The 21,672-nt window shown below is 34.9% G+C and carries 19 protein-coding genes and 2 tRNA genes; 8 read left to right on the top strand and 13 right to left on the bottom strand.

Annotated elements, in window-relative coordinates:
• Positions 1-13: 13 nt before the first annotated feature.
• The 11 genes from frr to cysQ all read right to left on the bottom strand — a co-directional run bounded on the left by frr (position 14) and on the right by cysQ (position 8,671).
• Positions 14-568, bottom strand: a complete 555-nt coding sequence (gene frr / locus CAP47_RS09455) for a ribosome recycling factor (RefSeq protein ID WP_093238007.1) — start codon at positions 566-568, stop codon at positions 14-16.
• Positions 569-578: 10 nt separating this feature from the next.
• On the bottom strand, positions 579-1,286 hold the full coding sequence (gene pyrH, locus CAP47_RS09450; protein WP_093238010.1) for a UMP kinase: 708 nt from the start codon (positions 1,284-1,286) through the stop codon (positions 579-581).
• Between the two features lie 169 nt (positions 1,287-1,455).
• Complete coding sequence (gene tsf / locus CAP47_RS09445) at positions 1,456-2,280, bottom strand: translation elongation factor Ts (protein WP_100776393.1); 825 nt, start codon at positions 2,278-2,280, stop codon at positions 1,456-1,458.
• Between the two features lie 84 nt (positions 2,281-2,364).
• Complete coding sequence (gene rpsB, locus CAP47_RS09440; RefSeq protein WP_093238015.1) at positions 2,365-3,264, bottom strand: 30S ribosomal protein S2; 900 nt, start codon at positions 3,262-3,264, stop codon at positions 2,365-2,367.
• Positions 3,265-3,423: 159 nt separating this feature from the next.
• Entirely contained in the window at positions 3,424-3,810 is a 387-nt protein-coding gene (rpsI, locus tag CAP47_RS09435; protein WP_093238018.1) for a 30S ribosomal protein S9, read from the bottom strand.
• Complete coding sequence (gene rplM, locus CAP47_RS09430; RefSeq protein WP_093238021.1) at positions 3,811-4,266, bottom strand: 50S ribosomal protein L13; 456 nt, start codon at positions 4,264-4,266, stop codon at positions 3,811-3,813.
• A 356-nt stretch (positions 4,267-4,622) separates the two neighbouring features.
• Complete coding sequence (locus CAP47_RS09425) at positions 4,623-4,976, bottom strand: hypothetical protein (RefSeq protein WP_100776392.1); 354 nt, start codon at positions 4,974-4,976, stop codon at positions 4,623-4,625.
• 59 nt (positions 4,977-5,035) lie between these two features.
• Positions 5,036-6,292, bottom strand: a complete 1,257-nt coding sequence (locus CAP47_RS09420) for a sulfate adenylyltransferase subunit 1 (RefSeq protein WP_100776391.1) — start codon at positions 6,290-6,292, stop codon at positions 5,036-5,038.
• A gap of 80 nt (positions 6,293-6,372) precedes the next feature.
• On the bottom strand, positions 6,373-7,278 hold the full coding sequence (gene cysD / locus CAP47_RS09415; protein WP_100776390.1) for a sulfate adenylyltransferase subunit CysD: 906 nt from the start codon (positions 7,276-7,278) through the stop codon (positions 6,373-6,375).
• A gap of 11 nt (positions 7,279-7,289) precedes the next feature.
• Complete coding sequence (gene cysC, locus CAP47_RS09410; protein ID WP_100776389.1) at positions 7,290-7,877, bottom strand: adenylyl-sulfate kinase; 588 nt, start codon at positions 7,875-7,877, stop codon at positions 7,290-7,292.
• Positions 7,874-8,671 (bottom strand): 3'(2'),5'-bisphosphate nucleotidase CysQ, encoded by a 798-nt coding sequence (gene cysQ / locus CAP47_RS09405; protein ID WP_100776388.1) that lies wholly within the window; start codon positions 8,669-8,671, stop codon positions 7,874-7,876. Before cysQ ends, cysC begins: the two co-directional genes overlap by 4 nt.
• A gap of 191 nt (positions 8,672-8,862) precedes the next feature.
• On the opposite strand from cysQ, the gene CAP47_RS09400 reads away from it, so the two are divergent.
• The 8 genes from CAP47_RS09400 (at position 8,863) to CAP47_RS09365 (ending at position 21,167) form a co-directional block, all read left to right on the top strand.
• Positions 8,863-11,505: a calcium-translocating P-type ATPase, PMCA-type gene (locus tag CAP47_RS09400; RefSeq protein WP_100776387.1), complete on the top strand. Its 2,643-nt coding sequence runs from the start codon at positions 8,863-8,865 to the stop codon at positions 11,503-11,505.
• A 2-nt stretch (positions 11,506-11,507) separates the two neighbouring features.
• A complete protein-coding gene (locus CAP47_RS09395; protein ID WP_100776386.1) occupies positions 11,508-11,837 on the top strand; it encodes a DMT family transporter in 330 nt (109 codons plus the stop codon).
• A 96-nt stretch (positions 11,838-11,933) separates the two neighbouring features.
• Positions 11,934-13,109, top strand: a complete 1,176-nt coding sequence (locus CAP47_RS09390; protein WP_100776385.1) for a CynX/NimT family MFS transporter — start codon at positions 11,934-11,936, stop codon at positions 13,107-13,109.
• Positions 13,110-13,220: 111 nt separating this feature from the next.
• Positions 13,221-15,953: a TonB-dependent receptor gene (locus tag CAP47_RS09385; RefSeq protein WP_100776384.1), complete on the top strand. Its 2,733-nt coding sequence runs from the start codon at positions 13,221-13,223 to the stop codon at positions 15,951-15,953.
• A 10-nt stretch (positions 15,954-15,963) separates the two neighbouring features.
• Complete coding sequence (locus CAP47_RS09380; RefSeq protein WP_153043515.1) at positions 15,964-17,313, top strand: DUF4876 domain-containing protein; 1,350 nt, start codon at positions 15,964-15,966, stop codon at positions 17,311-17,313.
• Between the two features lie 24 nt (positions 17,314-17,337).
• Entirely contained in the window at positions 17,338-18,894 is a 1,557-nt protein-coding gene (locus tag CAP47_RS09375; RefSeq protein ID WP_100776382.1) for a DUF6850 family outer membrane beta-barrel protein, read from the top strand.
• A 9-nt stretch (positions 18,895-18,903) separates the two neighbouring features.
• Positions 18,904-20,037, top strand: a complete 1,134-nt coding sequence (locus CAP47_RS09370; protein WP_100776381.1) for a cytochrome-c peroxidase — start codon at positions 18,904-18,906, stop codon at positions 20,035-20,037.
• Between the two features lie 167 nt (positions 20,038-20,204).
• Positions 20,205-21,167: a YfaP family protein gene (locus tag CAP47_RS09365; protein ID WP_100776380.1), complete on the top strand. Its 963-nt coding sequence runs from the start codon at positions 20,205-20,207 to the stop codon at positions 21,165-21,167.
• Between the two features lie 280 nt (positions 21,168-21,447).
• Here the strand turns inward: CAP47_RS09365 and CAP47_RS09360 are convergent.
• Positions 21,448-21,522: transfer RNA gene (locus tag CAP47_RS09360), tRNA-Val, on the bottom strand.
• Positions 21,523-21,560: 38 nt separating this feature from the next.
• Positions 21,561-21,635, bottom strand: a tRNA-Val gene (locus CAP47_RS09355).
• Between the last annotated feature and the right edge of the window lie 37 nt (positions 21,636-21,672).

Raw genomic sequence — 21,672 nt, 5'->3', positions numbered from 1 at the left:
TGATTTTTAAAACTTAAACCGTCATAATCTCTTTGTCTTTAACTTCATAGATCGCATCTATTTTCTCGATATGTCGATCAGTTAGTTTTTGAACATCAGCTTCCACATCTTTCTGTAAATCTTCAGAAAGATCTAATTTTTTAATTTCAGATAAAGCATTTCTTCTATCATTTCGAACACCTACTTTAGCTTCTTCAGCCTCAGCTTTAGCTTGTTTTGACAATTGCATACGACGCTCCTCGGTTAATGGTGGCACATTGATGATCACATGCGTTCCATTATTCATCGGGTTAAAACCTAAATTAGCATTCATAATCCCTTTTTCAATTTCTTGAATCAGTGATTTTTCAAATGGCTGAATAGATAAAGTTCTTGCATCTGGCGTATTGATATTACTCACCTGAGAAAGTGGCGTCTGTGAACCATAATATTCTATTTTCACAGAATTAAGCATCGTTGGGTTAGCTTTACCAGCCCTGATGTTCATCAATTGTTTTTCTAAATGTGTTATAGCGTTTTGCATAGCTTCTTCAGCACTATCCAAAACAAAATCTACATCTTCGTTCATAAAATTTTATTTAAAGATTCACTTTTGTTCCTATATTTTTACCTGAAATCAATTTATGGAGATTTCCGCTTGTATTCATATCAAACACAATAATTGGCAACTTATTTTCTTGACTCAATGTAAAAGCAGTTGTATCCATCACTTTTAAGCCACGCTTAAGAACATCATCAAAAGTAATTGCATCAAATTTTGTTGCATCTTGATTTTGTTCAGGGTCAGAAGTGTAAATTCCATCCACACGTGTTCCTTTTAAAATAACATCAGCTTCTATTTCAATAGCGCGTAAAACAGCTGCCGAATCTGTTGTAAAGTATGGATTACCTGTCCCTCCTCCAAAAATAACAACACGTCCTTTTTGCATGTGTCTCATCGCTTTTCTTCTGATAAAAGGCTCAGCAACTTCATTGATTTTTACGGCAGACTGAAGACGAGTTTCCATACCAGCATCTTCACAAGCGCTTTGCAAGGCAAGGCCATTAATCACTGTTGCCAACATGCCCATGTGGTCACCTTGAACACGATCCATTCCTTTACTTGCTCCAGCAACACCTCTAAAAATATTGCCACCTCCAATAACGACTGCAACTTCAACACCTTGGTCTACAACTGATTTGATTTCTTCAGCATAGTCTTTTAAACGTTCAGGATCAATGCCATATTGACGATCGCCCATTAAAGCTTCTCCAGAAAGTTTAAGTAATATTCTTTTGTATTGCATAAGTTTATAATGTGTTGCAAATATATGGATATTCTTTATTGGATAAAGCAATGTAATTTGATTTTTAACAAGAAGTAAGAATCATTTGTTAAACAGCAATTTAAATCATAAAAAAACTGCTTTAAGCAGAAGCCTAAAGCAGTTTTATATATTTCAAGTAAAAATGATTTTACACCAATGCTACTCTTTCAAAAGCGACAACTTTAGCGTCATCACCAACAGTTTTTACGTGCTGTGCAATTGAAATTTTGTTGTCTTTGATAAAAGCTTGGTTCACCAAAGTGTTATCTTTAAAGTAACGTTTGATTTTTCCTTGTGCAATTTTATCAAGCATATCTTCTGGCTTACCTTCTTGTCTCAACTGATCTTTTGCAATTTCGATTTCTTTCTCGATAGTTGCTTGATCAACACCTTCTTCATCAAGTGCAACAGGATTCATAGCAGCAGCTTGCATAGAAACATCTTTAGCCACTTCTTCAGCTTTTTCGCCAGCTTTAGACAAACCAGTTAAAACAGCAATTTTATTTCCAGCGTGGATGTATGAACCTACAAACTCAGCTTCTAAAGCTCTGAAATCTCCGATTTCAAGCTTCTCACCGATCACACCTGTTTGCTCTATTAATTTCTCTTCAACACTTAATCCATCAATATCAGCCTTTAAAAGCTCATCTTTTGAATTTGTGTTTAAAGCTATTTCAGCAAGTTGAGTTGCTAAGCTAACAAAGCTATCATTTTTAGCAACGAAGTCAGTTTCACAGTTTAATGAAACGATAACACCTTTATTGTTGTCAGCATTGACTTTAGCGATAACGGCACCTTCTGAAGATTCACGGTCAGCTCTTTTAGCAGCAACCTTTTGACCTTGCTTACGAAGAACTTCTACTGCTTTATCAAAATCGCCTTCAGCTTCTACTAAAGCTTTTTTGCAATCCATCATACCTGCTCCGGTAGATTTTCTTAATTTATTTACTTCTGCAGCGGTTATTTTAGACATAATATTTTAATTTAAAAAAAGTCGTAAAGAAACTCACCTTAAGAAAGAAACTAAACGACTTTTAAATTGTCAAACAATTTTATTTTATTTTTCTTCTTTAGATGAATTAGCTTTATCTAAGGTTTCCTTTTTAGATTCAAGTTTAACCTCTTTTTTAGCTTCTTTCATATCTTTTTTGTCTTCAGGATCTTGAGAAGGAACTTCAGCTTTAGCTTTTGCTTCTTCTTTAGCTTTCGCTTCCTCTTTTTCCTTTTTCAACTCAGCCTTTTTTTCAGCGGCTTTAGCTTTAGCATCATGACGTTCTTGAACGCCTTCAACGATTGCGTCTGACATATAAGAAACCACTTTTTGAATAGATTTAGAAGCATCGTCGTTAGCTGGCACTGCGTAATCAACATCTCTTGGGTTAGAGTTTGTATCGATCATTGCAAAAACAGGAATGTTTAATTTTTGAGCTTCCTTAACAGCGATGTGCTCTCTTAAAGTGTCAACAACAAAAAGTGCTGCTGGTAATCTTGTCATATCAGAAATAGAACCTAAGTTCTTTTCTAATTTAGCACGCATACGGTTCACTTGAAGTTGTTCTTTCTTTGATAAAGAGTCGAAAGAACCGTCTTTTTTCATTTTGTCAACAGCAGCCATTTTCTTAACTGACTTTCTGATTGTAACAAAGTTAGTTAACATACCACCTGGCCATCTTTCTGTGATGTAAGGCATGTTAGCTTTTTTAGCTTCGTCAGCAACGATTTCTTTTGCTTGCTTTTTAGTTGCAACAAACAAAATTTTACGTCCACTTCCAGCAATTTTTGCAAGTGCGTCAGCAGTTTCTTGCATTTTTGCTGCAGTTTTATATAAGTTGATGATGTGAATACCATTACGCTCCATATAGATATAAGGCGCCATATTTGGATTCCATCGTCTAGTCAAGTGTCCGAAGTGAACACCTGCATCTAGCAATTCTTTTACTTCTACTTCTTTTGCCATTTTTGTAATAGTTTACGTTCTTGTTTCGAATAGCAACAAATAAGTGGCAAATCAAGTGATTTGGCCTTATTCATTTAGATGCTAAACTAAGCTGAGGCGAACCTCAGGAATACAAAAAACAATTATTTTAAATTTTATGCCGCTATGCAGCAGTACCAATTAACGTTTTGAGAATTGGAATTTCTTTCTTGCTTTCTTCTGACCGAATTTCTTTCTCTCTACCATTCTTGGGTCTCTCATTAAAAGACCTTCTGGTTTTAAGATCGAACGATTCTCAGGATCAAGCTCGCACATTGCACGAGAAATAGCTAATCTGATCGCTTCTGCTTGACCAGTGATACCACCACCAAAAACATTGATATTTAAATCAAATTGTCCAGCGTTATCAGTCAATTCTAAAGCTTGATTTACTTTGTAAAGCAAAGGTCCAGTTGTAAAATAATCTGCAGCTTTCTTTTTGTTAATCGTAATCTCACCTTTTCCTTCAGAAAGATAAACTCTAGCTACCGCTGTTTTTCTACGACCAATTTTGTGAATTGTCTCCATTTACACGAGTTCGTTTATGTTAATTTCTTTTGGTTTTTGAGCATCTAAAGTATGCTCTGCATCTGTAAAAACACGTAGATTTCTGAACAATGCAGAACCTAATTTGTTTTTAGGAAGCATTCCTTTTACAGATTTTTCGACAAGTCTTTCTGGGTTCTTATCGAAGATTTCTTGCGCTTTCAAGCTTCTTTGACCTCCTGGATATCCAGTATATCTTAAATACTCTTTAGCGTCCCATTTTTTGCCCGTCAGGTTAACTTTTGCAGCATTGATAACGATAACATTATCACCACAGTCAACGTGAGGTGTAAAGTCTGGCTTGTGCTTTCCTCTCAATAGCTTTGCTACTGCTGAAGACAAGCGTCCAAGCGACTGACCGTCAGCATCTACAACAAGCCACTGTTTATTTACAGTGTTTTTGTTTGCAGAAACTGTTTTGTAACTTAATGTGTCCACACTTAACTTTTTTATTATTAAACATTCCTAATTTTCCTATTCTGCGTACAAAATAGGCGTGCAAATTTACGATTATAAATTTAGATAGCAAATTGGAATTGAATTTTTATCTTTAAGCCTTCTATCTGTCAAGCCCTTAGAAGGCTCAATCCTTTATAAAAGGCTTAAATCAAAGCTTTTTCTGGTTTCAAAAAACTTTAATTCTTCAAAATAAATCTCAAAAACATATTTTAAGATTCTCAAAATTCAGTTTCTAAATGAAGATGCAAATATAATGTATTTCAAACAGCTTTTAAAACACAAAAAAGTCACTTGAACAATACAAGCGACTTTTAAAATTCAATAAATATTATTGATTACTGATTCAATTTTTTATAAAAAAGCATGAAATCAGCATAACGTTCTGGCGTCAAAATAGTCTTGATTTCTTTTTTGAAATCGCCATAAACACGTTTTTCTTGATTCCTTAAACCTTTAGTCGTGTTCGGATCTGAATTTTCAACCTTTGCTTTTCCAATATGGAATTTAGCAATTGATCTTTGAAGCTCCTCTGTTTGAACATCAGTTAAATCCATTTTTTGGCTGATTTTATCAGCTTGAACAGTTGCTTCTTTTTGTAAAGCCTGTTTATTGACGTCTTGCGCTTGCGCTGCTAAACTGAATGTAAAAACAGCTACAAGTGTTAATGCGAGTTTGAATATTGATTTCATTTGTATTAATTTTTGCTAAAAATATAAAAAAATTCCGAATAAGTTAGCCAAATCCAATTTTAAACAAGCATACCTGCCGCAACCGTCTCTTTTGTTGCCTCATCTATCAAAGTAATACTTCCAGTGTTACGGTTATCGCGATAAGAATCTAGCATTAATCGATGCGTTGTTCTAATCTTAACACGTGCAATATCATTCATTTTCAATGATTTATCATCCGTATCACGATCGTAAGTATTAATATCAACCTTGTAGACAACATCTTTAATCATCGCTTTTTGCTCGTTAGAAGTGTGCTGAATTGTGTATTTTGTTCTCGGCTTAGCTTGTTCATTATTTAACCAGCAAAGCATCACATCAAATTCTTGTAAAAGTTCTGGTTGATTGTTAGTTTTCACAATCATATCACCTCGACTAATATCAATATCATCTTCTAAAGTCATAGAAATTGACATCGGCGCAAAAGCTTCTTTCACTTCTTTTTCTCCTGCATTGATCGATTTAATTTTCGACGTAAAACCAGAAGGTAAAACCGTAATTTCATCACCAACTCTATAAATTCCGCTTGCAATGCGACCTGCATAACCTCGGTAATCAATAAAGCCTTCGCGCTGTGGTCTTAAAACAGTTTGCACAGCAAATCGCGCATCTATTTTATTTGTATCGCTACTGATATGCATATTTTCAAGCTCACTTAGCATAGGCGAACCCTGAAACCAAGGCATGTTTTCAGAACGATTAACGACATTATCACCTAATAATGCGCTGATCGGAATAAAACGAATATCTTTAATTAATAATTTTGATGAGAAAGCCTCAAATTGTTGTCTAATGTCATTGAAAACTTCTTCTTTAAAATCGACTAAGTCCATTTTATTAACACACACAATAATATGCGGAATGTTAAGAAGTGATGCAATAAATGCATGACGTTTGGTTTGCTCAATCACACCATGTCGCGCATCAATCAATATCACTGCTGCATTGGCTGTTGAAGCTCCAGTGACCATATTTCGCGTGTACTGAATATGTCCTGGCGTATCGGCAATGATAAATTTTCGTTTTGGCGTTGTAAAGTAGCGATAAGCAACATCAATCGTAATCCCTTGCTCACGTTCATCTTTCAGGCCATCTGTAAAAAGCGCCAAGTCAACACCATCAATACCTTTTTGTTTACTTGTATTTTCTATTGAAGCGAGTTGATCTTCAAAAATTGACTTTGAATCGTATAATAAACGGCCGATCAATGTACTTTTACCGTCATCAACACTACCTGCTGTTGTAAATCTTAAAAGTTGATTTTTATCTATTTCCATTTTGTTTCGTCTTTGTAACTGCGACAGATTACACTGTCATCTATTAATTATTTATGAAAATTTCTTGAGCATATTAACTCTTAGAAATAACCTTCTTTTTTACGATCTTCCATAGCAGTTTCTGATCGTTTATCATCACTTCTGTTTCCGCGTTCAGTTTCTCTCATGGTCGAAACTTCTTCAACAATTTTCTCCATGGTATCTGCATCAGATTCAATTCCGCCAGTAATTGTGATATCACCTAAAGTTCTGAAACGAATTTTTTTCTTAACAATTTCTTCGTTTGGTTCTAATTTTAAAAATTCAGAATTTGGAATCCAAGAGTCATTTCTCCTCACCACTTCTCGTTCGTGCGCTAAATAAAGTGAAGGAATTTCGATACCTTCTTTTGTGAGATAATTCCAAACATCCATTTCTGTCCAGTTTGAAATTGGGAAAGCCCTGAAATGTTCACCTTCAAAATGTTTTCCGTTCAGAAGATTCCATAGTTCTGGGCGTTGGTTTTTGGGATCCCATTGGCCAAAATCATCACGGTGAGAGAAAAAACGTTCTTTAGCTCTTGCTTTTTCTTCATCACGTCGACCTCCTCCGATTGCACAATCAATTTTGTGCTCTTCAATCGTGTCTAAAAGTGTTGTTATCTGCAAAGCGTTTCGCGTCGCATTTTTACCTTTTTCTTCAGCCACACGACCTTTATCAATTGATTCTTGCACAGAACCAACAATCAATCTCACGCCTAATTTATCAACTAAATCGTCTCTAAATTGTAGTGCTTCTGGGAAGTTATGACCTGTGTCAACATGCATTAAGGCAAAAGGTATTTTTGCTGGATGAAAAGCTTTTTTAGCCAAATGTGTGACCAAAATTGAATCTTTTCCGCCTGAAAATAAAATCACAGGATTTTGAAATTGTGCCCAAACCTCTCTTAAAATATAGATAGCTTCAGACTCTAATTCTTCTAAATAATTTAAATAATATGAGCTCATAATAATTGTTTCTAGATGAGAGTGTTGATGTGGTTTAAGATTTCTTCAACCGCTTGATCAACAGTTTTTTCTTCAGTTTTAATATGTATATCAGGATTTTTTGGTGCATCATAAGGTGCATCAATTCCTGTAAAATTTTTAATTTCTCCAGCTCTTGCTTTTTTGTAAAGTCCTTTAACATCACGGCGTTCACATTCCTCAAGACTTGTGTCAACGAAAACTTCGATGAAATCTTTTTCACCGATAATATTTTTCACAAGATCTCTATCTTTATAAGTTGGTGAAACAAATGCAGCCACAGTAATATGTCCTGCATCTACAAAAAGCTTGGCTACTTCAGCAATACGTCGCAAATTCTCATAGCGATCTTCTTTTGTAAAGCCTAAACCTTTGTTGATTCCGCTTCTGATGTTATCGCCGTCAAGACTGTAAACTTGTTTATTTTTTTCAAATAAAGCAGCTTCAACTTTATTAGCGATTGTCGATTTTCCTGAGCCCGACAAACCTGTAAACCATAACACAAATGACTTGTGCTGATTTCTGTTATTGCGTTTTTCGCGGCTTAAATCGTAATGATGTATGGTGATATTTTCACTCATGATAAAACGCTGACATGAAAGTATGAATTCAGTAAATCCTCCCTATTATAAAGCATTTCTTGATCAGTATCAAGATCGATGACTGATAAGCCAACAGCCTTACAAATTGCTTGCCCAGCAGCGGTGTCCCACTCCATTGTTGGTGCGTAACGCGGATAAACATCAGCTTTTCCTTCTGCGACTAAGCAAAATTTTAAAGAACTTCCTTTTGAAACGATCTCAACATCTTTATTGTAAGTCGATTTTAATTTTTCAATATAATCAGTTGTGTCTTGATTCATGTGAGAACGACTCCCAACAACTTCAATTTTATCTGAAGCCTTTTTAGGTGATAGCTTTTCAACCGAACTTAAAACCTCAACTAAATCATAAACTTTAGGAACCTCTACTTTAAATGCATTTTCATTTTCAACATCACCAACATAAAGCTCACGTTTGGCAGGAACATAAATAACACCAAAAACAGTTTTTTGCTCTTTAATTAAAGCGATATTCACCGTAAATTCTCCATTTTTTTTGATAAACTCTTTTGTGCCATCTAATGGATCAACAATCCAACAAGCTTTCCATTTTTTTCTTTCTTCATAATCAATTGCTTTATTTTCTTCACTGATGATCGGATATTCGGTTTGCTTCAAAAAATCCATAATCACTGTATTCGCACGCTGATCGGCGATGGTCAAAGGTGAATTATCTTCCTTCTTTTCGACGATAATTTCATCTTGATAAACTTGCATAATCTTCTCGCCTGCTTCAATTGAAGCCTTAACAGCCAGCTCTTTATGATGTTCCATTGATTGGTTTTGTTTTTATGAATTGACAAAAGTATGTAATTTCTATTGAATTAGTAGACTATTCAAAATAAAGTCTTTTAGAAATCTATTTTTTATGGCTGATCACTTAAAAAAACTCATTAACAGAGAATGAAAAATAATTCAATTTTCTTATGAAAAACATCTACATTTACACTAAAATCATTTCGTAAATGTGGTACTCACAATCGGCTAACGACGTCCTTCAAAAATTAAAAACTGATGTTCAACAAGGTTTGTCTCCTGATGAAGTTGAGAAAAGGCTTGAGCAGTATGGCCTGAATAAATGGCGCGAACAAAAAAGCAGAAGCATCTTAAGCATGCTAAAAGATCAGCTCAATGATGCGCTTATTTTTGTTTTGTTAGGCGCTGTTATTATCACATCGTTTATGGGTGAATATGTTGATGCGATCATCATTATCCTCGTCATTTTTATCAATGCAAGTTTAGGGATCATCCAAGAGATAAAAGCTGGGAAAGCCATTGAAGATTTACACAAATTGGCTTCTCCAAAAGCTTTGGTCCGCAGAAACGGAAAAGTTAGTGAGGTTAATACAGATCAATTAGTTCCTGGTGATATCGTTATTTTGGAAACTGGCCGATTGATTCCTGCTGATTTAAGATTAATAGAATCTATAAATCTACAAGTAGAAGAATCAGCATTGACAGGAGAATCTGTTTCAGCTCATAAAAATGCAGATGAAATATTTAAGGTTGAAGATCTCCCGCTTGGTGATCAACAAAACATGGTTTTTATGTCAACCTTAGTCACTTATGGTCGCGGAGTTGGCGTCGTGGTTTCTACAGGAGAAGATACAGAAGTTGGAAAAATTGCAGAAGAAATTAATACGGATGAAGCTAAAACACCTTTAGAAAAAAGATTAGACGAACTTGGTAAAGTACTTGGAAAAATAGCTGTTGCTGTTTGTGTTCTTATTTTCATTATCGGTTATTTTCAAGGAAGAGATTTAGCAGAATTATTTCTCACCGCAGTTTCTCTTGCTGTCGCTTCAATTCCTGAAGGCCTTGCAGCTATTGTCGCTGTTGTTTTATCAATTGGTGTGACCAAAATGTCTAAACAAAATGCAATTATTAAGCGCTTACCTGCCGTTGAAACTTTAGGCTCTGTCAATATCATTTGCAGTGATAAAACAGGAACATTGACGCAAAACAAAATGACAGTCACCTCCTATTTTACATTATCTCATAACATTCAAGAAGTTGATCATGAAAAAAATAATGAGCATTCAAAGCTTTTAGCTAAAGTGATGTTTTTATGCTCTGACGCAACTTTAGAAGGAGATAAAAGCTCTGGCGACCCAACAGAAATTGCTTTACTCAGTTTCGCTGATGACTTAAATTTAAATCGTCAGAAAATCAGCGATCAATCAAAACGCCTTGATGAACTACCGTTTGATTCTGATCGAAAAATGATGTCGGTTGTCGTTGAGAATAATGATCAAAAACGCATTTACACTAAAGGTGCTATTGATCGACTTTTACCAAAATGTACGCATGTACTTATTGATAATCAAGTTTTAGAAATAAATGAGCAACACAAATCTGAAATAGAAGAAAGCATTCATCAACTTTCATCACAAGCATTAAGAACACTAGCATCTGCATACAAGGATATATCAGAGATTCCATCAAGAAATGAATGGGAAGAAAATCTGGTTTTTATTGGACTAGTCGGTATGATTGATCCCCCACGTGAGGAAGTTAAGCCCGCAATTGCTAAAGCAAAAGCAGCAGGCATCACAACATTGATGATTACTGGCGATCATGCTGAAACTGCTTTTGCTATTGCAAAAGATTTAAAGATTGCTGAAAACATATCCCAAACGATTACTGGTCAAGGTTTAGATAAAATTGATTCAGATAAGCTTCAACATCAAATTAAAGACTATCGTGTTTTCGCAAGGGTTTCACCACAACATAAAGTTGCGATTGTCAAAGCCTTAAAAGCCGAAGGCAATATCGTTTCTATGACGGGTGACGGTGTTAATGATGCGCCATCATTGAGTAATGCAAATATTGGTGTTGCCATGGGGATTACTGGAACTGATGTTTCAAAAAGTGCTTCTGATATGATTTTGACAGATGATAATTTTGCGACAATTGTCACTGCTGTTGAACAAGGAAGAAACATCTATAGCAACATTAAAAAGTCAGTTATTTTTCTTTTAACCAGCAATATTGGAGAAGTTGTTACAATGCTTGTCACAATTTTAGCAGGAATGCCAGCCCCATTAATTGCAACACAGTTGTTATGGATTAATTTATTAACTGACTCTTTACCGGCTATTGCTTTAGGAATGGATCCAAGCTCTGATGATGTGATGACGCATAAACCAAGACCTGCAAAAGAAAGCTTCTTTGCTCATAAGCAAGGTTCTCGTGCAATTTTAGGTGGTTCATTGATTGGTTTTTTAACAATTGGCGCATATTGGTTTGGGTTTTATGAGCACGGCTATTCACCTTTTGATAACAATATACCTGAGGACATTTTAAGTTACGCACGCACAATGGCGTTTATGAGTTTAATTGCTTCTCAATTATTCTATTCCTTAGCATTTAGACATTATCGAAAATCTATTTTTCAAATCGGTATTTTCTCTAATAAATATTTAACTGGTGCAATTATTATTGGTTTTCTTCTTCAGGTACTCGTTTTAGAAATTCCTGTTTTACAAGAAGCTTTTAAACTTCAGAGTTTAGATGCCGCTGGTTGGGCTATGGCAATTGGCTTAGGTTTGGTTCCTTTAATCGTCAATGAAATTATAAAACTATATCTTAGATCTCAAAGTCATTAATTATGAAGTGGATTTTCTTACTTGTTGCAATTTTATTTGAAAGCATCGCGACAACAGCTCTAAAATACTCAAATGGTTTTACAGAATGGAAACCAACGGCCATAATAATTATCGGTTATTTATTTTCATTTTATTTCTTAGCTTTAACATTAAAAGACATCCCGATGGGAATTGCATATGCAATATGGAGCGCAGTTGGGATTATCTTAATTTCAGGCATCGGATATTTTAAATTTCAACAAAATCTTGATATCCCAGCGATTATTGGCATCTCTTTCATCGTCATCGGTGTTTTGATCATTCAAATATTTTCAAAAACCACTTCTGTATAGATTTATAAAACGTAAAACCGACCTTAATTCTTGGTTAAAGAAAAATTTTATGACCCAAGAAAACTTAGCTTTGCAGCTTTTTAAGTCAAATTTTATATGAAAAATCAACATAGGAGAAATCAAATCTTTTTGATTGTCGGCATTCTCTGCATCGCCTTTAACTTACGTCCGGCTTTATCGAGCATCGGCCCCTTGATTGATTTCATTAAGCAAGACTTAAATTTATCTGGAACACTATTAGGCTTACTCACAACTTTACCACTTTTAGCTTTTGGTGTCATTTCAACACTCACATCAATATTCACAAAAAGGTTTGGTATCGGAAAAACACTTCTGGCTGCAATGCTTTTACTTACAGTTGGTATTGTTTTAAGGTCTTTGTTTGATAATATTGGCTTGTATCTAGGAACAGTTTTATTAGGTATCGCGATTGCTTTTGGTAATGTATTGATTCCGGCTTTAACAAAACAAAACTTTCCTGATCGCGCAGGGATGATCACAAGTTTATACTCGAGTATGATGGCCGTTGGCGCTTCTTTGGCAGCTGGCATCAGTGTGCCTTTAGCTGTGACCTACAAAATGGGATGGCGAGGTTCCTTAAGTGTTTGGGCCATCTTTGCATTTATCGCATTTTGTGTTTGGTTGACACAGTTCAAAAAAATAAAAAGAACTAAACCCAGACGCTCTTTCTCTGAAGCTATTAAAAATTTGAGTGGTAAGCGTATCGTTTGGCAAATCGCCATTTATATGGGTTTACAATCCATGGCTTTTTATGTGATTTTGGCTTGGCTGCCTGCCATATTATTAGATGATGGTTACGATTCCTCTTACGCAGGTTGGATGCTCGCTTTATCGCAAGCCACGGGAATTATTGGTTCCATTGTTATTCCGCTTTGGGCTGGCAAAAGGAAAGATCAGCGTCTCGTTATTGGCACTTTAGTCGCTTTAGAATGTATTGCATTACTAGGTTTAATTTTCCCGAGTCCGATTATTATTCCGATGTCGGTTTCTTTACTAGGTTTTGTTTTAGGCGGAACTTTTGGTTTGGCATTATTGCTTATCGTTATGCGATCGTCAGACACTGATACTGCTGCAGAACTTTCTGGTATGGCACAATCTATTGGTTATCTTATCGCTGCCGCAGGACCTCTTGTCGTTGGTGCAATTCATGATGTTTTTGACAACTGGAATTTTACAATTATTCTATTAATTTGTGTAGCTCTCATTAAATTAATGATGGGTCTCGGAGCTGGAAAAGAACAACAGATTTAAGATTTTACTCAACAAAATTCACGCTTGAAACTTGTCATAAATTAATCTGAAAAAACATTATTCATTTTTAGTCTAAATAAGATTTATATGTATTTTTGCCCAAAAATTTAATTGAGGTACTTGAGAGTTTTCTTGTTTATTTTTATTCTACCTGTAGCATTAAATGCACAAATCAACTTAAAAGGTATTGTGTTAGATGCTGAAACGCAAGAACCATTAGGAAATGTTACAATTATAGATTTGAACTCTAAGCAATGGAGTATTTCAAACTTAAAAGGAGAATTCACATTAGAGCTCAAGTCCAAAAAATCAACTCAAGTTGAATTTCGTTTACTCGGTAAAAAAGTAGAAACTTTAAATCTTAATCAAAACGAACTTCTTCAATCTCAAGTCGTTTATTTAAAAGACAAAAATTTACGTTTAGATGAAGTCGTCATCCGTGCTAAAAAAGGACAAAGCTTTTCTGAAATTATTTTAGAAGAAGAAGCTATTAATCAAGTGCAATCCTTTTCACTTAATGAAGTTTTAGAGCAACTCCCGGGTCAGAAAATAACAGAGTTCAGCCTCAATGAATTTAAACCGATCGCATTCAGAACAGTAAGACCTCCAGGTATAAGCGATGAGGGTTTTGGTAATAAATCTTTTGGCACTGCTGTTGTTGTAGACGATATTCCTTTATCCAATAACGGTAATATGCAATCTTTTACAGCAAATATGTCATCTCCTTTTAATCCAAACTATTTAGGCTTCGGAGACAGAGACGCAGGCACCAGCTTTAACGGTAATTTTACAAATGCGAATTTTGGTGTAGATCTCAGACAAATTACTACTCAAAATATTGAAAAAATCGAAATTGTTGAAGGTATTCCTTCTGCAAAGTATGGCGACCTCACATCTGGTTTAGTCAAAATTGATCAAAAAGCTGGACAATCTCCTTTTCTAGCCTATGCTTCGTTAAGGGAAGGCACAACTGAATATGGCTTAAATAAAGGCTTTCAGCTGAGTGAAAAGGCGGGCTTTTTAAATGTTTCTGCGAGTTTATTAAAAGCAAATGCAAACCCTAGAGTTTCTTACACAGATTACGAGCGCATCAACACACAACTGATGTGGAGTTGGGCAAATCAACCTAAAAGTATTCGAAATTCGTTGACTGTTAAATACGGATTTAATGTTGACAACGTCAATTATGAAGAGGAAGACAAGGATCAGAAGCGCGTTAAAAACGAGCAAAAAGATTTAAGAATTTCAAATCGCTTTAAATATAAATTTGAAGAAAATCACTTTCTTGATCACTTTGAACTCAATACTAATTTAACGCTCACAGACCAATATAGTTTTGAAAGTAAATATGTCAATAACGGAGGCAAACTTGTCGGTTTTCAAACTGAAGAAGGTGTTTATGAAGGCATTTACACTGAGCCAACTTATATCGCTAGTAAAGAGGTTGAAGGCAAACCCATCAGCGTTTATTCGGCAGCAAACATTTATAAAAGTTTTTCAACCGAGCAATGGACACATCATTTATCAGCAGGAATTTCATACCGTATGAATGACAATAAAGGTCGTGGCAGACTTGGCTCACCAGAAAATATGGGTCCTGCTCTCGTCAGCCAAACTAATAGTGGCGGACAAGCATTTCGCCCTTATAATTATGCCGATGAAGTTAAAGCAGAATCACAATTTTCTTTATTCATTGAGGATGAATTTTCAACTTATGGCGACAATAGCAAGCTCAACATCGCTGCAGGTTTAAGAAGTGACATCCAAAACAGTTATCTCACATTATCTCCGCGTTTAAACTCATATTATATTTATAAAGATTTAAAAATCAGAGCAGGATTTGGTCTCACTGCAAAGTCGCCTTCTCTTAATCAAATCTATACGGGTTATCGCTATTATGATGTTATTCTTGGTGATTTTAGAGTGCCAGGAGAATACAATATTGGCGCGATTCAAACTTTTGTAGAAAAGGAAAACAATCCTGAAGTTAAACCTTCTAGAAGCTTACGAACTGAGTTAGGCTTTGATTACAGATTCGATTTCGGAAGTATTAATATCACAGGTTTTTATAACAAATTGTACAATGGAATTACATCTAGTCCCTACCCTATCAAACGTGATTTGGCTGATGTTAGCGTTGATGATTCTGATTTATCAAACCCAGAAATTGTGATCGATGGTTACAACTCATATTATTACACAGAATCTCAAATTTCAAACGGCCTAGAATCTGAAGATATTGGTCTTGAACTTTTCATGAATTTCCCTGAATTTATTTTTAAAAATATTGATTTCAGTTTACAAGGCAGTTATATTTCTACAATAAATAACAATACAGAAGATGCTTATGTTAAATCTTCAAACGCTAGCAAGCCTGAAAGTTTTGGTGTGTATCACCAAGGAGATAAAGATTTATCTCATTTGACATTTGGCGGCACACTCAATTATCATATTCCCGACATCGGTCTGGTTATCGCTGTGAGAAGTGAGCATTTTATTTTTGATAAATACAAAAGAAATGCTTCGCTTTACCCTTACGCTTTTATTGATAAAAATTTAAATAAAGTTCCGATTTCATCAGAAAATCAGAATAATGAAGATTTATACGGACACATTATCAGAAGCAGTAGTGCTTATGAAAATAATAGAACAAAAGTTTTTCACAACTTTCATTTAAGAATTTCGAAAGACTTTTTAAATGGTTTTCGTTTTTCTTTTTATGCGAATAACTTTCTTGATCTTAAACCAACTTCAATTGAAAGATCAAATGGAAAAGATATTGAAATGATTAACCCTGATATGGTCAAACTATCATTTGGAACAAAAATCGAATATCAATTTTAAATCAAATGTCATGAAAAAAATAATTTTTAGCTTCATAGCAATACTCGCATTGTCTGCCTGTTCAGATGATGATTTTGGAAGCAATTCAAGTTTAACACCACAAAGCTTTCAAGTTAACGTCAATTTCGATAATGAAAATTATGATGGCTTAGCTGCCGAAAATGTTGATGTAACACTAACAAATGTAAATACTGGTGACACTTACCAGAAATCTTCATCGAGCAATGGCGCAGCAAATTTTGAAACTGTATTGCCAGGAACTTATAATGTGACTGCAAGTTTAAATTTGAGTGCAACTGAATTTAATGAGCTTTTCGGTTATGATCCTAATATTGATGAAGTCATCTTTAATGCTTCACAAGAGCAAGTGATTGTAAACGCAAACACAACATCAACATCTCTTATACTTAAAGCTGCAAGAATCGGAGATTTAGTCATAAAGCAAGTTTACTATGCTGGCTCGAACGCGGTGCAAGGTGCCGTTTTTAGAGATCAGTTTATAGAAATTTATAACAACTCAAATGAAGTTATTTTTGCTGATGGACTTTATATCGCGCAGCTTTACGGAAAATCTTCAACAACAGTTGAGAGTTATACTTTAGCAAACGGTCAGTTTGATTGGAGTCAATCAATCGGAATGAGCTCGGGTAGTTCTGCTAACACAGATTACGTTTATACAGATTACGTTTTTCAAATTCCTGGAAATGGAGAAATGCATCCTATTGAACCAGGTGAAAGTATTTTGATTGCTCAAAATGCTTTGAACCACAAAGAGCCTTTAACTGACAATAATGGTGACCCAATTACAATTGGCGATCCAAGCTTAACTGTGGATTTAAGCGAAGCTGATTTTGAAGTTTACTTAGGTGATTTTAGAGAGTCAATCGGTGAAGAACCTTACCAGTGGGATATCCAAAATCCAGCTGTTGAAGATTTGACAATTGCTTACTGGGGACGTGAGAATTACTATAGTGGAAATAAAGATTTTGTAATTGACACAAAAGGTCGTGATAGTTTTGCAATTTTTAGAGTTGACGAAGAAGAATTTAGCACTTATGAAGATTTCCCGAACCCTTCAATTAGTCAAATTGAAAATGACACAAAATTCTTCATGCAAATCCCGAATAGCCTAATTATAGATGGCGTTGATTTACAAAGCTATAATCCAGGTTCGCCACGCCCAAAAATCTTACCATCAGAAATCGATGCTTCTTCAATTGGAGTGGACGGAATTTTCAATTCGCAAAGTGTGATGAGAAAAACGAAAACTGAAATCGATGGCAGAATTATTCTTGAAGATAACAATAATACTTCTGAAGATTTTAAAATTTTGAACAGAGCAGATCCTAGAGGATTTTAAACAATAAAGACAAATTTCCTTGGCATGTATAACAAAGGTTTATTTATTCTTATTTTCCTATCAAGTTGGCTTACACAAGCACAATTGAAAGATAGTCTTGATTTGACTGAAAAATCTTATCACGATAATTTTCTTGAAAGATTAGAAAATCAGCCTTTGTTATATACCAAAGACCTATTAAAAAATGTGACCCAAACATCTCTTTCATTAGAAAGCAAAAAGCTAAATTTTAAGAGAGTTCAGACGCCTGAAGAAAGCATAACTTATCAATTTAAGACAGAAGGTTTTTTTTCATTATCAGAAAAACTGAAAGTATTCGGACGATTTAATTTTGATAAAATTGAAGAGAAACAAATGGGTTTTAATTCAACTTTGGAGCGTACAGAGAATCAAGCGGTTTTAACGCCTAATTATTTTTATGCGCCCCAAAAAGGCGATTGGGATAATCAGATTTTCGACATGATGGGCGGCGCGAGTTATCTCATTAACAATCATTGGTCGGTAGGCGGAGTGATTAATTACAAAAACCATAAAGCCTATCGCGATATTGATCCGCGACCTGATCTACAATTGGCTGATTATAAAGCAAAAGTACATTTAGGTTATGCTATTAAAAAGCATCAATTTATTGCAAATGCTGGCTTAGGTTCAGCTTCTACAACGGCAAGTATTATTTATGTGGATGACACTCAAAATGCACCTGTTTATCAAGAGACTTTTACAAAATTTTCTTCAGGTTATGGTCGTGTTGTTTTCAACAGTTCTTACAGAAGGTTTCTGGAAAGAGAAAGACCTCAATCTGCTGGTTTAGCTTATAGTTATCAATATAACAGAAGTCGTGTAAGTTTGGATTATAACTACTTGAAATCTATTAAAAATAGCTACAACAGAGATGCAAACAACAGAGTTTATTTTGATGAAAAATTGATTGCTTATAAATACCGAAGCATTGAGCATCTCACAAAATTGAACTTTGATTATGATGGTGAAAAAGTAGATTATTTTCTTCAACTTAATTACCAACAGCAAACGGGTGATAATTATTCTGTGATTGATCAAGGTCAGAATTATCAGCAAAACATTCAAGTTATCGGTTTTAATTCAGCGATTTTGCAACAAGAAAATAACAAGATGCTTTGGCAAGCAAGATTTAGCGCATCTTATTTAGATTCTGATTATACAGATTTGTTAGGCTTTACAAAAAAGGAAATTTCAGCTCTAAAGCTCAGAGGTGAATTTGGAAAAGATATTTGGACAAACTCAAAAAATAAAATCAATTTTGCTGTATCGGCTGAAGCTTATATTCCTGTTCAGGAAAATTTAATTACCACACAAGTGACGAGTGATACTTCTTTTACAGATCGCGTTATTAAGCCTGATCATGCTTTTGACAGCACATCAAAATTAAGAGCAGGTGCTGAAATCAATTATACTTTAAAATTATCCAATCAAAAAAGCTTAAGATTCTTTTTAAATTATAAAAATCTATCAGCTTTAAGTGATGAGTATCAGAAATATGCTCCGCAATTAAGGACATCTTCAAGTCATTTTACTAATTTTGGTTTACGTCTTTTTTATTGATAAATAATGATGAAATACATATTTTACTTTTGCTTAGCAACATTTGTTTTCAGCTGTGACAAAACTGATAAAGAAAAATATTACAATATTGCTGAACTAAAAGAAGTTTATAGCAGTGGCAATAAAGAAAATTGGCCAGAGCCACATTTAGACAACCAAGTCATGAATTTTCAGGAAATAGGCGTTCTTCCTGATCTTAAGCTTGATAAAGAAAGTGGTTACTCAGAAAAAAAACGTGAGCTCGGTAAGTTTTTATTTTACGATCCGCGTATGTCGAGTTCAGGACAGATAGCTTGTGCATCATGCCACGACCCCAACACAGGTTGGGCTGATGGTAAACGCGTTGCTTTTGGTCACGACAGAAGTCCTGGGAGTAGAAATACGATGTCTATCATCAATATCGGACATATGGATACAATATTCTGGGATGGAAGAGCGGCTAATCTGGCTGAACAGGCCAAAGCTGCTGTTCAAAATCCGATAGAAATGAATCACGGTATTGATGAAGCTGTGAAAACAATTCAAAATATTGAAGGTTACAAAGCTTATTTTGAAGAAGTTTATGGTGAGAATCAAATCACTGAAGATAATATTTTTGATGCCATTATTGCTTTTGAGCGCACAATTATCAGCCGTAAAAGTCGATTTGATAAATTTATTTCAGGAGACAGTACAGAACTTACCAACCAAGAAGTTGAAGGATTGCATCTTTTTAGAACTAAAGCAAGATGCATCAATTGTCATAACTCTCCATTATTTACCGATCAACAATTTCATAATTTAGGACTTTCATATTACGGAAGAGAAGAATTTGAAGATTTAGGTCGCTACTATGTTACACAAAAAGCTGAAGATGTTGGTAAGTTTAAAACACCTTCTTTAAGAGAATTAAAACATACCGCACCATACATGCATAACGGACTTTTTCCGCATTTAGAAGGTCTTCTTAATATGTACAACGCAGGCATGGCAACGCTTGTTCCTTCAAAAGAGCAAGAGAATGACAGTTTGTTTCCTACAAAATCAAACTTATTAAAAGAACTTGATTTAAACCAAGATGAGTTAGCATCTCTTGAAGCCTTTCTGAACAGTCTATCATCTACAATTTATAGAGAAAGACCACCTAAAAAGCTTCCTCAGTAATCTTACAAAAATCAGTTATTACGAGAAGAAATCGCCACATAAGTATCTTATCATCAAAAACTTACAGCTTACACATTCATTAATGTCAACCATACAACTAAGCTGATTCGTATACTTAAAAAAGGTAATTTAGTTGAAAATTATAAGTTTAACTAATCCTTTTTATGATGAAATCAAGACTATTAAAATTAAGTTTACTTGCTTTTATTTTTATTGGTATCCATGCGTGTAGCAGTGATGACGATGGAAATGAAATGGACGCAACGATTGATAACCTGTTTGATGTGCAAGATGCAGAATTACAGAATAGAAACTTCCCATCTTCAACAACAGATGCGAGTTTAGAAATTATCAATATGAACACAAGTGTAATTCCTGGTGGAACATCATTTGCCACAATCAGAACAAGCACGCCCGCTCAAAAACTTCTAATTGGTGCAGAAAATGAGTCTGGCTTTTATGAACTTCCAGTGGAAGGTGATTCAGACCAAAGTTTTATTCTAAAAATAAACCAACTTAACCAAGAAGATAATTTCAGCGTTCGCTTAGCCTATTTAGATGTTGATAATCAAATAAGTCAAAGTATTGTTGCAGAATTAAATGTAATGAGTGTCGGAACAGGAACACTTCAGGTGAGTTTATCCTTTGACAATGATAAAGACGTCGATTTACATCTTATAGAGCCAAACGGTGACCATATTTACTATGGAAGTATGATGAGTGCCAATGGCGGTGAGTTGGATTTAGACTCCAATCCTGCTTGTTCAATTGATGGTATAAATAATGAAAATATAACATACTCAGAAGACGCACAATTAGATGCTGGAACATATTATGTATATGTTGATATGTACTCAAATTGCGATCCTTCAATAGCCACAAATTATGTTGCATCAGTCTATTTGGATGGCGTAGAAATACCTACCTCTACTCAAAATCCTTACACTGGGAACTTTCCTGTAGATTTCCCAAGTAACAATGGCGGATCGGATATTCAAAACGATATTGAACCAGTCTTTAGTTTTACAATATCAGAGGACGCGTCGAGACCAATACCGAATAAATTGTTTAAACCAAAACCAAAAACGCAATCAGCTATAAAAAAGTTAGAAATCTCAAATAACAGATAGTTTTAATTTTAAGTTGTTAATTTAAGTTAGATTGCTGAACCAGATGTCAAGAAATTGATGTCTGGTTTTTTTTATTAAAAAGATTGTAGTTAGAGTTTAATATCTAATAATTCAGGATTGACTAATGTTGATCCAGATGAGAACCACGACTGCAAATAGAAATCCAACCGCTATCGCATTTCTTTGTCTTTTTTATTTTATACAAGCCATCAAGCAAAGCTTGGGCTTGTGTAAAGTAAAAAATCCAACACCTTATCTGGTATTGGATTTCTGCTTGATGTGGGTCATACTGGATTCGAACCAGTGACTTCCACGTTGTCGACGTGACACTCTAAACCAACTGAGTTAATGACCCCTTAAACTAAAAAACCCTAACGAATCGCTAGGGTTTTGTGGGTGCGAAGGGATTCGAACCCCTGACCTTCTGGGTGTAAACCAGATGCTCTGAACCAACTGAGCTACGCACCCTTGCGGATTGCGAGTGCAAATATAAGCCTATTTTTAA

The organism is Psychroflexus sp. S27, assembly GCF_002810405.1.
GTDB lineage: Bacteria > Bacteroidota > Bacteroidia > Flavobacteriales > Flavobacteriaceae > Psychroflexus > Psychroflexus halocasei_A.
The sequence above is the reverse complement of the archived record's forward strand: the minus strand, read 5'-3'. Positions and strand labels throughout refer to the sequence as shown.